The sequence below is a fragment of the Paenibacillus sp. FSL P2-0173 genome, from assembly GCF_038008045.1.
Taxonomy (GTDB): Bacteria; Bacillota; Bacilli; order Paenibacillales; family Paenibacillaceae; genus Paenibacillus; species Paenibacillus polymyxa_B.
The window spans coordinates 944,117-957,115 of record NZ_JBBOYK010000002.1; the positions used below are offsets into that span (position 1 = coordinate 944,117).

Below are 12,999 nucleotides of genomic sequence, written 5' to 3' on the forward strand. Positions count from 1 at the left end.
ATATACTCACAAATTTTTTCTAAAATTTTAAGATTAGTTAAAAACGACCGTTTTGTTCTCATGAACCAGAATACGATCCTCTGCATGCCACTTCACGGCTCTTGCCAAAACGACCCGCTCTATGGTGCGACCGATCCGTTTTAGCTCATTTACATCATCTCCGTGGCTTACACGCTGCACGTCCTGCTCAATGATCGGGCCGCCGTCCAATTCTTCAGTTACATAATGCGCAGTAGCACCAATAATTTTCACACCGCGATTATAGGCTTGGGCATATGGCTTCCCACCCACGAATGCCGGCAGAAAGGAATGATGGATATTGATAATCCGGTTGCGATAATGCTCAATAAACTTGGGAGAAATAATCTGCATGTAACGGGCTAAAATGATAACGTCAATGTCTTCGCCAATGACCTCTAGTTGGCGGCGCTCCGCCTCCGGTTTGGTATCGGCTGTTACCGGAATATGGTGATACGGGATGCCAAATGATTCCACATACTCCTTCATATCCGGATGATTACTAACCACCAATGAAATATCCGCGTCCAGATCCCCTGCCTGCCATTGCCACAGCAGTTCTACCAAACAGTGATCTTCTTTAGAAACGAAAATAGCCAGTTTTTTCTTGCGGCTAACCGCAGAAATCGTCCACTCCATACGGAATTGCTCAGCAACAGCGGCAAAATCCTGCTCCAACTGTGGCTGGGTTGCACTCAAATTCGGCAGATCAAATTCAATCCGCATAAAAAACATACCGCCGGACGGGTCCATTGTATATTGATCAGATTGAACGATATTGGCCCCATGCTCGTACAAAAAACGGGACACGGCCGCTACAATACCTGGTCCGTCTGGACAAGATACAAGCATACGCGCGCGATTTTCATGGGCTGATAGAGTGCTATTTGGCTGATGTTTTACGTGAATTTCCATGTGGCTATTAATCCCCCTTAGCTTATACCGTCACTGGCAAATGACTGCCGGCAAACCAGGCAATCAACCGTTGATTAATGTGTTCTTCACTCAAATCTGGAAATAGTGCTGCTTCCGTTATCATGTCATACAGACGCTCCAACGGCTCACGTGGATCGGCTTTTCTTGCTTTGGCATCATTTTTTAGCAGAGCCCAGGTGTCCAGCACAAATTTACGGACATCCACATCCTGTTTTTTGAAAAACGAATGCAATTGCTCTACCTGACCCAAAAACTCATCCCCAAAGCGTTCCTTTACATTTCCGCGAAGCAGGGCAATTTCAACCTCATACATCGGACGCTGAGTTTTGGCTTCCTTGCCAATCCATGGCGTCTCCAAAATAAACGGACGTCCTTGAAGTGCTTCATGATGCACCACATTATGAATAGTCTGATAGCCAATCCAGCCTGATCCGATCGGAGTATGTCGGTCTTTATGAGCGCCAACTGGATTTTTACTATCATTGATGTGAACAACTGCGATGCGATTCAAGCCGACAATACGGTCGAATTGCTCCAATACACCGTCCAGATCATTTACGATATCATAACCCGCATCGTGAATGTGACAGGTGTCCATACAAACCGTAAGACGCTCGTTATGCTCTACTTTATCTATAATGGAGGCAATCTCCTCAAAGCTACGACCCATTTCCGTTCCTTTGCCTGCCATCGTTTCAAGCGCAATGTTAACATCTGTCTCCTTCACGCCGTTTAGTACCTCGTTCAAACCATCAGCAATACGCCCGATTCCGTATTCTGCATCCTTATCGGTAAAAGCGCCTGGATGCAGCACGATATTTTTCACACCAATCGCGTGTGTGCGTCGAATTTCCTCCTGAAGAAAGCTGACCGCAAGCTCATAGGTATTTTCTTTGTAAGAGCCAAGGTTGATGATATACGGGGCATGCACCACGATATCTTCCATTCCCTTCTCAGCCATTAACTGCTTGCCTTCCTCCAAATACATGGACTCCATCGGCTTACGACGCGTGTTTTGCGGTGCTCCCGTGTATATCATAAAGGAGCTGGACCCGTAAGAAGACGCTTCTTTTGTAGCGCTGAGCAGACCTTTGTCCGAGAAGGACACATGAGAACCAATTTTCAGCATGATCCTGATTCATCCCCTTATCCTGTTATGCTTGTCTTATTTTAATTTAATCATTTTAACGTGATTATTGAAATCAAACAACATAGCTTTTATGGCAGCTTTCTTAAATGACTCTATTAAGGGAACACGTAGATAAAGTACACATCAGAATTTATGTTAGTCAAACGAGGGTAAATAAAATCATGGATTGACATCCTTAATCGTATAAAGGTACATTCATATGAAGTTTTTTTCTCAAAAAGGGTTATATTCTATAACAGATGTATTTTTTTGTGAATCGGAAGGAGAGCTGGCTCCATGAACATCATCGTATGTGGAGGAACTGGATTGGTGGGGAGTGCACTGGTCAAAAGCCTGCTAGACGACGGATACACCGTGAAAGTCGTTACCCGCAAGCCACTGGTAGGACACGAAGCGAGCCCCCGCTTGCAATATATGAGTTGGAACGAATTAAAACAAAAGCCTGAAGTACTGGAAGGCACAGATGCGGTCGTTAATTTAGCAGGCGAAACGCTGAATCAGCGCTGGACGGATAAGTCCAAACAAAGAATTCTTCAATCACGACTGCTATCTGTTGCCCGTTTGGCTCAAGCATTGAATGCTCTACAAAAAAAACCGAAAGTTATCATTCAGGCTTCGGCTGTTGCCGCCTATGGTGCATCCCTGACCGAAACATTCGATGAAACGAGCCCGCGTCGTTCGGAAGATTTTTTGTCTCAGGTGGTTGAGCAATGGGAGGAAGCCGCTAATGCCTACCCTTCTGATGCCCGTTTAATTAAGTTACGCATTAGCCTTGTGCTGGACAGAAAAAAAGGGGCATTCCCACTCATGAAGATACCTTATAGCTTCGGATTCGGCGGCAAAATAGGCAGCGGTCATCAATGGATGAGCTGGATTCATATTGAGGATATCGTTCGTCTGATCACGTACTGCATCCATACGACGGAAATCGTCGGGGCAGTGAATGCTTCATCACCACATCCCTTGACGAACGACCAGTTTGGGAGGACAGTAGCTATGGTATACCACCGTCCGCATTGGTTTCCCGTTCCAGGCATTCTCGTTCAAAAACTGCTCGGTGAGATGAGCACCCTTGTCTTGGATGGCCAAAAAGTACTCCCGCACAAAGCGCTGGAGCACGGATTTAAGTTTAACTATCCTTCACTTAAGGACGCTCTAGAGGAACTCCATTCTTCCCAAAAACAGCATTGAATTCAAAAAGAGGAACTCCAGGCTGGTAGGTAGTGTCACTACCAGCTTAGGGTTCATTTTTTAAGTCAGACACAATCTATCGAGCAGACTGCAAGTTTTTAAGATGCCTCATTTTATTATTATTAATAGTCCACTATTCATAAAGAAGGAAGCCCTAAATCTAACAGGCCTCTTCTTGACATCTATCCATATAACCTTCATTTATGATGCATTGGAGGATTTAGAAGAGTCCAACCGATAAGTATAAGAGACTCCAGCGATTTTAAAAGTGTCTCCCTCATTCAGGATGTACTCCTTATAAGGCACCATAGGCTCTCCATTCAGAGCAGTTCCGTTCGTCGAGGATAAATCCTTAACAATGTGGCTATGTTCTCCTGTAACTATGCAAAGCTCAATATGAGAACGGGAAGCTCCATCCGTATGCTCCACAAACTGGACCAATTGCGGATCTCTCCCGATGATAAAGCTGCCTGCAACGAATTGGTCTGGCTGCAACCGGATGCGCTCGGTCCCTCCACTACCTGGTGGCTTGCGTTCCAGGCAAGCAATCGGTGATTGCTGAACAGGTGAAATCTGTATCTCTTGATCTGGACGAAGCAGCATCGTTTCCTGCTTAGATGCAGCATTTAGCAGCTCCGTTACCCCGGAGAGAGACTTATAATAAGCCTCACTGGTATCACTGGCTTCCAATTCATTTCCCCGTCCCGCACCTTTCCACGATGGCTCGTGTAGGTCATAGTTTGCTGAAGTGTTCTCCCTATCTTCGGTAACTCGGTTTCCCGCGCTTTTAGATTCTGAGTTTGGAAAAGTCCATTTCCAGCTCTCCTGCCCTTGATCACTCGAATCGGAAGATTGCTTGTCTTGATGATGACGTCCCGCTACAAATCCGGTCAGCTTATCTACCTGATAACGATCATTTTTCCGCTGTGCTGAGGAAGAAGTAGTTCCTAACCATTCCGAATCCAATACAGGTACTGAATCGCTGTACATATGAGATGAAGCTCGATTGCGCTCCCATTTCCCCGTCCAGCTTATATAAGCAACAGCGGCAAGTACCAAGGTCAGCACCACGGAAATGATCAACGGTACCGTCTCTGGATGATCCAGATAAATATAACGCCACACGATGGCCGAAGCGAGCAGACATCCGAGAGTAATGTAGGTTTTATATTTTTGCAATCCAGGCTCCACATCTTCTACTTCGTTTTCTGTTACAAGCTCAGAATTCTCCTCTGGTTTCACGAACGGTTTGAGCCGATTGATCCGTTTAAGCTCCTGAATCTCCTGCAGAGTCTCCCGATGCTCTTGCCCGTATGTTCCGCCACGATCAGTATAGTTCCCCTGTGAGGTATGAGCAGATATGATAGGGTCGGCTGATGAAAAAGCTCGCCCTTCCATACTTTCTCCCTTCACGCTAGCACTCTCTGTACCAGCCTTCATTCCTTGCAATAGCAGTTCCTTTAGCAATCCCAATTCAAATTCATTTCTATCACACAGATCGAGTATGCGTTGTATATATTCTCCCTGAAGGTGGGCCACACGAGTCATTAAACGAATAACCATCTGCTTAAATTGACTGCCTGTTTGCCCTGCATACTGTACACTGCGTAAAGGAACATAGGTTAAACTGGCGGTTTCCCTTGTACCTGAACCACTTAGAAAAATATAATCCTCGTGCAAAATAAACTGGCGGATATCTAACATATATTGCGGGCTGCGATGGAGGGTATCTGCCACTTCAAAAAGAATCCGGTAGAAATCAGAAGTCGACACGCTCCCACCTTTCCATAACTGGGAAAGCATGCGTTGCCCCGAAATATCGTAATGTAACTCTATCTGAAAATCGACTTCCTTTATTCTAAGTTCCAGCAGACCGGGAATCCGATTACCAGTCATCATGCCGGTCTGTACGGAATTTAAATCATCGGTCTTGAGCCCGTCTTCCTTGTTTAGAATCATAAATGTCCCGCCGTTCCGGGCAAAATCCCTGCTTAAACCAAACAATTCATGACCTCCTTAACAATTTCCTATCTCCGTGAGGTAGCATGATCTCCCCCAGCGGACATGTCATGGCAAGAAGTAAAGATAAGCACTGATCGCTCCCGGAATGACTGCGGTCATAAAAGGAAACCTGAGGTGCGCTTCATTTCCACCGGTCAGCGCTTTGCCGCTGCGAAATAGAAAAAATCCTCCTAAATTAAAAGCCACGCGCCGCAGTCTCATGATGGTTTCCCTCTTCCATAGCAAAATCCCTATGCCAATAATACCTGCAAAAAAAATCGAATATAAAGCTGCCTGCCATGCAAAAGCAGCACCTGTCCATGCTCCAATCAAGCCGAACAGCTTTACATCTCCTGCACCAACAGCTCCCATCCAGTACAAAATCAGCATGAACCCAAATCCGGTACCCAGTCCAGCAACAGCAAATAAAAAACCGTGCCACCCTCCAAACAGAGTATTGAACACCAAGCCTACCACTATGCCGGGCAATGTAAGCTTATTAGGGATTTTCATGCTACGTAAATCCGTAACTAACGCAATCGCGAGCAGAACTCCGCATACAATATACATCCACGTCAATGCGATCTTCCCCCTTTATAAAATAGAACTAGCAGACTACCAAATCACTTTCCATCGTAGTTATTCCTGTCCGTCTATGTCGAGTCGATCCTATCTAACCATCAGCTGGCTTTTCCACGGTAAACGGAACTTCTATACGTTGACCGTCCTCCGTTTCAATCACAAAGCTCCATTGACCAGGTGTTGTGTTCGTTCCCACAAACCAGTTCCATTCAATAATCCCGTCCGCACTGGCAGAGGTCCAGCCCAAATGCTGGGCCGTGCTTTCACCCGACTTATAAAGTACAGAAAGATTAGCAGTCGTCCCAGGCTCAACCTTGGCCTTGATCAAATTGTACACACCCTTCACAGCAGGTTCAGGCTTGACGAGCAACTGTATGGAATGCTGCGCATCCTTATCCGCTGTTGCCTCTCCTGTACCTGTCCCCTCCCCTGTGTCCCCAATCCAGAGACGTTCCTCTGCCGACGCTTGAAGAACAATGCTGCGATACAAAAAGGGGACCTTCATCGGCAGTTCATACGATAGCTCTACTCTAAAATAAGGGTCCTTAGTTCCTGTAAGAGCAGCTACATGTACACTCGTTATATGAATACGGTCATACTCCAGAATGCTTTCCTCCATAAAAGGCTTTAGCATCGGCTTCAGAACAGGATCGAGTGCAGCTTCCGTAAATCGCCCCCGCAGCTCCTCCATCGGCTTTTGACCGCCCTGAACAGCGCTTTCTACCCAATCACCAATTGGAGGTGGCAACTGGGCAGCGAATTGGCTTGCATATTCACTCACAGATAACTTGGGCAATTCATCCAGCGGTTCACGGACTGCATCTATTTTCGCGGACGCCGCCTCCACGGCTAGAGAAACTGGGTAAATTTTAGTCGAAACCTGCTTAACCGCTTCTGAAGCGGTGTTCTGCAAGGCTGTGGATACCAGCGTCATCTGAACCATATAAATGAGAAAAATAATAAAAAACAGAAACATTGGCAACACCAGTGACGCTTCTAAAACAATACTTCCTTGTTCACATTGCTTCTGCCCACAAACTTTCCGTAAACACCGATTAATAGGAAAAATGCGCTGTTTTCGTGACATAGTACACACTTCCCTTAATACTCTCGCCTTCTTTTGAGGCGGTTCCGAGCATCTTCATTACCCCAGGTAGAAACCACAGCCTCATCCCATTCTTGACCTCACCCGTTGCATACGTTTGCCGCTCAGCAGGATTGACATCTGTATTCAGGCGGATCAGAGCAAGCATACGGGACATTTTTCGTTCATTATTGCTATGGAGCATCAGGAACAATCGCAAATGATCCTTGTATGTCATTCGAAATTTCAGAAAATCAGACAATGGCACGTCTCCCTTTTGTGCCAGCATAATCATATCTTCTATCGCTTTTTCTACTCCATATAACAAAGCTGCCGCCAAAACGACCAGCGGATTACCTTTTGAGCTGTTTTTAACCAATCCCTCCATTGTTCGAATGGCAAGTCTCATAGCAAAAATTTCTCCATAGGCGGATGCCAGATTACCCGTCGGATTATGGAAGCCATACAGGATATACTCAACTTCCTGATTATTCACCTCCAGCTGATCTCCCAAAATCTGTGCAGCATTTCCCACATTTCCACCCGATCCGGCCAAACTGCCAAAACGGCTAAAATCCACATGATGGAAGTAAGAAAGTGCGTATTCATTCTGGTAAAACTCGTCTCCCAGTTGAGTCAGTAAATTGGATGCCGACCCGTATAGACCATCCATACTATCCATGGAAGCTCCCGCAGCATCATAGGTGTCATAGGGCAAATCAGCGGATACAGATGGACTGGATGTAGACTGGTTAAACGAAATACTTTCATTGTAATACCGCTCCAGATTTTGGAATTGTTCTGCACTTTGTTTACCTTTGGAAAGAACCTCAATGATCCGATAGGCTTGTTTGAGCTTGTTTTTCGCCTCTTTTTCCATTTTCTTGCGTTCTTTGTCCGGTCCACGTCGCGTATCCATCATTTTGACTTCACCGTCGAGTACATTGGCAGGTCCCGCCCAAGCATACGCATTCAAGTATTTATCTATCTCTTTGAGCGTTGATGCGACTTCTTGCTTGAGCATGTCTGCATTCAAAAATGGATCTGTATAAAAAGATAAGGTACGCATCATGCTCGTTATTCTATTGTTAGCAGTATTTATAGAAGTCCGTTGCTTTTCGATTTCTGCTTCCCATTGCTCAAATTCCTTGTCTGAAATCAACAAATCCTCTGCTTTTTGCCGTGCGCTTCCTACCGACGGATCTGCGTTGGAGCCTGCTCCGCTTGGAGTAGGGGCTGCTGAAACCTCATCGTAGCCTGCATTGGCCGCCCTCTGCTTATATTGGGCAATGACTTTGCGCATCTCTTCATTAATCTGTCGAGCCTCATTTAATGGTTCCTTGGCTTCCAGAAGCAGCTTGTCATGTTCTTCTCCAGCCTGAACCATGATCTGACGCAGGCGATCAAGCGATGCCCTCGCTCTACGTGCATATTTTTCCATCTGCATGATTTTAACATCGTCCACACTCTTCTTATTGTCTTCATATACATGTACGTAATGCTTATATTGAGCGGCAATATCGGCCACAACCTCAAGCGGGTCCCATATATACTGATTGGGCATATAGGTGCCCCTCTGTTTAATAATCCGCTTGCGAACCTCTTCCATATAAGCTCCTGCCTTACGCTGCTTCTCCAGCATGTCATCCAGTTTGGCCTCTCGTCTGTCGTACAGCTTTTGCAGCCTTTTCAGCAAATCTACCGTATGAGAAGCCTCTTTCATATTTTGAGAGAGCGGCTTTAGCTTTTCGAGCACTTCAAACGTAAAATCGACAGGTGCTTTATACTTCATCTCTTCACGGATCTGCTCGTTAAATATGGCATATTTACCAAGCTCCCTTTCCATTTGCAGGGAACTAGAATCCAGCTTCATATTCATAAGCGGTAGCGTTTCTGCGCGTGACGTACGCCGCGCGCTGTCATTCAGCACTTTCACCATAATTTGTTCTCCGCCGCCTTCGCCATAAGCAAACAAACCGTACTCCTGTTGTAATGTCGGATCATAAGCAGACATCACTGAACGAACCGCCGCATGGGTCAGACGTTCGGTCTGCACATGCAATGCAGCAATTCTCGCGTAATCAATAAATACAGCAATAAAACCGAACATGACCGCCAAAATCAGAATTAAAAAGACCGTGACAGCACCTGATTCCCCGTCCTTTGTATTGTGTCCCTTACCAAACACCCGCTTCCTCCTTTCCAGTTACATTCCCGTTACTTACTTCTCAATGACCGTTTTGACCATATTGCATCAGTACTTTCCCTACAACTGCCGAATCTACCTTTTCACCTGATCCTCTGCCCATAAACTTCGCACCATAATAACGGACCAACTCCACCGTACGAATCCATTCCACAGGTTCGACCACGCCAGAGCTCATTTTCCCTTGCAAATCCGTCTGATCTAAAAACTGATTCAACAAAGGTACCTTCACTATCTTATTTAACTTTGTGGTCACCTTACGGTGAATCATACTGTTCTCATATGTCATCTGCCCCTGCATGCCCGCAGGCATTCTATTTTCTGCATTGGACAGCTTCTGAGCAGGTAACGAGCCTCCCCCATTGCCGCCCGGCACCTGTACACTTTCCTGATTGTTGGCTCCGGTCCAGCCAAACAGGGCTCCCAGCATAACATCATCCTTCAGGCGCCAATAGAGAGAATCCCGTTGCCCTTGTGTAAATGCTCCCGTACGTGGGTCCTTGAAGCTGTTATCCCAACTGTAAGCGGCCCTTTCCGAAGCAGTAGCAGCGACCTGCACCAATATAGATTTTTGATATATGTACAGGCAAAAAAATAACATCACAAAAATGACCAGCAGTAGAATGGGAAAGACGAGGGAAGCTTCCAAGGAGAAGCTCCCGTCCTCTTTTTGTGCTAATTTACGCAGCATTATGAATCCATAAAATCGTTACTTTTTTTATCCGCCTTTTTCAAAAGCCCTTCTACAATTTTCTTGATCTGATCCTTAAAAATAATTGCCACCGCAATCAGAATGGCAATGATCAGGATCATTTCTAACGTACCCAGACCATCCTCATCCTTGTACAACTTACGAATACTGCCTGTTACTAATATCATCATCGTTGTATTCCTCCTACATATTCATCATCATTAAAGCCGGAGCGCCCACCAGCACAATTACCGTTAGCAAAATCAGCGCCATCGGGAATACTAGCTTAGATGAAGCCTGTTCCCCTCTTGTGCGGCTAATTGAAGTCCGCTTGCCCCATAACGTCTGGGATAACTCACGTAAAGCCATCACGAAATCGCTCCCGCCGCGCCTCATATTCAACAAAACTGTCGTTGTAAATACTGTCATTTCCTGAATACCACAACGTTTGCTCAGGTGCTCAAATGCCTGTTGAAAGGAATAGCCACTTTCCCATTCCGCCACCGTCTGCCTCAGTTCTCGATACAACGGATGTTCCGTATTCGCCCCTTTACGTTCCACGCAATGTAGCAATGCCCGTTGTACCGTCTCACCTGCACCTACTAAAAGCATCATTTTACTCAACAGTTCAGGCAATTCCATTAAAATTTGCTGCTCCCGCTTCTGTACTTTCCCATGCAAATCCTTGATCAGCGCGATGGGTACCAGAATACCAAGTCCCAATCCGAGCACCAGCCCGGTCGCATCCCCGCCCAGCATAAGCGATATTAAAGCTCCACCAGCAGCCATTATATATCCGTAACCCAACATTTCTGTCAGAAAAAGCATCGTTTTTTCTCCGCTGTTGCGCATACCATACAGCTTCTGCACCGAACGCTGGAGCTTGAACATCAGCAAAGGCAGCCTGTGAGTAGCACGTGAAGCATGAATCATGTGTACAAATGGGACTGAAAGTCTTTGCAGCCGCAGTCCCTCCAGCTTCATATGGCGAAAATGCGCATACTTAGCACCATGCATCTGGTTCAGCACCACCCAGCCTCCCACTTGCAGAACCAGCATGACCAGACAAACCAACATCACCACACCCATCTCTCCTTACACTTCAATCTTCATAATGTGATTGATCCACACAAGACACCCACCAAGCACCAATAAACAAAAGGTTGATAAAATCATACCTGTACCGCTGTATAAGGGCATCATGTAATCACTCGCTGTCATCGTCATAAACAATACAAACAAAAAAGGCGCCGCAAACATAACCCTCGATTCAAAACGTTTCTGCGCAATCATTACACCGATCTCCTGCTGAATTTCCAACTTCTCACCAATGACACTTGAAGCTCGTCGTACAACTTCCACCAGATCACCTCCGGTTCGCTTGCAAGCCGCAAATACGTCCGCAAAATTCGTAATATCCTCCATTTGCGCCCTACGGGCCAAATCCTGCAAAGCAGCCTCTACAGGTTGTCCGATTTCGAGACAGGCGGTAATAATGTTAAATTCAAAAATCAGGTCGTGATCTCCATCCGGACTAAGCAACCTCAAATCCTCTACAGCCTCACGAAAACCATTCTCCACCGACCTTCCCGCTGAAAGAGAAGACGAGAGTGAATATAAAGCCTGCTTGAATTGGATGCTTAGAGCAGACCTGCGTCGATGCAGCAAAAATTGCCTAAAATAACGAGGCGTCACCCCAGCCCCGGCAGCGCACAGCAACGATAATATCCATTGGTGATAAAATAGATAGCCGATCATCGCAAACAGCACGCCACTAAACAATATGCACAGACTTTTTTGTACTGTCGATAATGTATACACCGTATAATCTGGCAGAGAAGGGATCTCATGTGATACTTGCTTGGCAGTCGTTTTTCCTGGCTTCACGCTGATACTCCTCCCCTGTACCAGCTTTCCGGATTGATCCCGGCCATTTGCAGCTTCAAAGTATGTTGCAGACCTTCGCCACAACGTTCCAGACCTCCTACGATTCGCCCCTTACTTTCTCCTCGTTCCTGAAAACGATAAAGGGGATTAAGCGTCACCTCACCATTTTCAAAACCAATCACTTCGCTAATTTCCAGTACTCGTCTGGATTTGTCGCGCATCCGTGACAGATGAACGAATATATCAATGGCCGAGCTGATCTGCTGCCGTACTACTCCAAGCGGAAGCTCTGCCCCTCCGAGCACCATCGTTTCCAGCCGGCTGACCATATCGCGGATATTATTTGCGTGGCCAGTTGACAAGCTTCCATCATGGCCAGTATTCATCGCTTGCAGCATATCCAATGCCTCACTTCCCCGGACCTCACCCACCACAATGCGGTTGGGCCGCATACGCAGGGAGGAGCGAATCAGATCACGAATTGTGATTTCTCCCTTCCCCTCGGTGTTCGCATTCCTTGTTTCCATGGAAACTAGATTAGGGACCGTCACAATTTGCAGCTCTGCTGAGTCTTCAATGGTAATAATCCGTTCAGACGACGGGATAAACTGGGATAATGCATTCAGAAAAGTTGTTTTACCAGAACCCGTTCCTCCGCTTATAAAAATGTTGTACTTGCTACGTACCAAGTCCTTGAGCATAGCAGCGGTTTCTGCATCAATCGCACCCATTTGTATCAAGTCATCCATCGTCATAGGACGCTCGGGAAACTTCCGTATTGTCATCGTCGGACCCTTGAGAGCAACTGGAGGCAGCACAATATTTACGCGTGACCCATCCTTTAACCGGGCATCCACAATGGGAGAAGCCTCATTCACAATTCGGTTCACCCCGGCTACAATCGTCTGGATTAAATCCTCCAGCCGCTCGCGAGACTCAAATTGATCAGGTACCTGCATCACTTCACCAGCCCGCTCCACAAAGATTTCCCGGTGACTGTTAATCATAATTTCCGTAACGGTCGGATCGTCAATCAATGGCTGGAGTACATCCAGCCCACGGAAAGAGTTAAAAATCTTGCGGACAAGTGCGTGCTTCTCTCGGGAAGTTAAGCCCACCAGCTCTACATCGTGTAAAATTCGATTTTCAATATGCCGTACCAGATCTGCATCCTTTACCGAAGACGTTACGTCCAGCCCGTTTCGGATATCTGCTCGCAATGCCTTAAACCGTTCCTCATTCATGTTCATCAG

At 46.3% G+C, this 12,999-nt stretch carries 12 protein-coding genes; 1 reads left to right on the forward strand and 11 read right to left on the reverse strand.

Going from position 1 to position 12,999, the window contains the following annotated elements; genetic code table 11:
• Positions 1–33: 33 nt before the first annotated feature.
• Together purU and MKX30_RS14670 are read right to left on the reverse strand one after the other, a co-directional pair.
• Positions 34–933 carry a formyltetrahydrofolate deformylase gene (purU, locus tag MKX30_RS14665; protein WP_023987631.1) on the reverse strand — a complete coding sequence of 300 codons (900 nt, stop codon included), beginning with the start codon at positions 931–933 and terminating at the stop codon, positions 34–36.
• A gap of 22 nt (positions 934–955) precedes the next feature.
• On the reverse strand, positions 956–2,083 hold the full coding sequence (locus tag MKX30_RS14670; RefSeq protein ID WP_025722686.1) for a deoxyribonuclease IV: 1,128 nt from the start codon (positions 2,081–2,083) through the stop codon (positions 956–958).
• A gap of 297 nt (positions 2,084–2,380) precedes the next feature.
• Between MKX30_RS14670 and MKX30_RS14675 the strand changes: the two genes are divergently transcribed.
• On the forward strand, positions 2,381–3,295 hold the full coding sequence (locus MKX30_RS14675; protein ID WP_028543022.1) for a TIGR01777 family oxidoreductase: 915 nt from the start codon (positions 2,381–2,383) through the stop codon (positions 3,293–3,295).
• A gap of 201 nt (positions 3,296–3,496) precedes the next feature.
• On the opposite strand, the gene MKX30_RS14680 is transcribed toward MKX30_RS14675, so the two are convergent.
• The 9 genes from MKX30_RS14680 to MKX30_RS14720 form a co-directional block, all read right to left on the reverse strand.
• On the reverse strand, positions 3,497–5,299 hold the full coding sequence (locus tag MKX30_RS14680) for a DUF6382 domain-containing protein (RefSeq protein ID WP_341062940.1): 1,803 nt from the start codon (positions 5,297–5,299) through the stop codon (positions 3,497–3,499).
• 63 nt (positions 5,300–5,362) lie between these two features.
• Positions 5,363–5,875, reverse strand: a complete 513-nt coding sequence (locus MKX30_RS14685; protein WP_209941351.1) for an A24 family peptidase — start codon at positions 5,873–5,875, stop codon at positions 5,363–5,365.
• Positions 5,876–5,969: 94 nt separating this feature from the next.
• A complete protein-coding gene (locus MKX30_RS14690; protein ID WP_341062941.1) occupies positions 5,970–6,965 on the reverse strand; it encodes a TadE/TadG family type IV pilus assembly protein in 996 nt (331 codons plus the stop codon).
• The gene (locus MKX30_RS14695) at positions 6,934–9,150 is read right to left on the reverse strand and encodes a hypothetical protein (protein WP_341062942.1); all 2,217 of its coding nucleotides are present in this window, start codon (positions 9,148–9,150) and stop codon (positions 6,934–6,936) included. The genes MKX30_RS14690 and MKX30_RS14695 overlap by 32 nt, the downstream gene beginning before the upstream one ends.
• A gap of 40 nt (positions 9,151–9,190) precedes the next feature.
• On the reverse strand, positions 9,191–9,859 hold the full coding sequence (locus tag MKX30_RS14700; RefSeq protein WP_075153925.1) for a TadE family protein: 669 nt from the start codon (positions 9,857–9,859) through the stop codon (positions 9,191–9,193).
• Positions 9,859–10,050: a Flp1 family type IVb pilin gene (locus MKX30_RS14705; RefSeq protein ID WP_023987623.1), complete on the reverse strand. Its 192-nt coding sequence runs from the start codon at positions 10,048–10,050 to the stop codon at positions 9,859–9,861. Before MKX30_RS14705 ends, MKX30_RS14700 begins: the two co-directional genes overlap by 1 nt.
• A gap of 13 nt (positions 10,051–10,063) precedes the next feature.
• A complete protein-coding gene (locus MKX30_RS14710) occupies positions 10,064–10,948 on the reverse strand; it encodes a type II secretion system F family protein (protein WP_080751609.1) in 885 nt (294 codons plus the stop codon).
• A 6-nt stretch (positions 10,949–10,954) separates the two neighbouring features.
• Positions 10,955–11,746, reverse strand: coding sequence for a type II secretion system F family protein (locus MKX30_RS14715; protein ID WP_023987621.1), 792 nt, complete (start codon positions 11,744–11,746; stop codon positions 10,955–10,957).
• Entirely contained in the window at positions 11,743–12,990 is a 1,248-nt protein-coding gene (locus tag MKX30_RS14720) for a CpaF family protein (protein ID WP_023987620.1), read from the reverse strand. Before MKX30_RS14720 ends, MKX30_RS14715 begins: the two co-directional genes overlap by 4 nt.
• Positions 12,991–12,999: the final 9 nt, after the last annotated feature.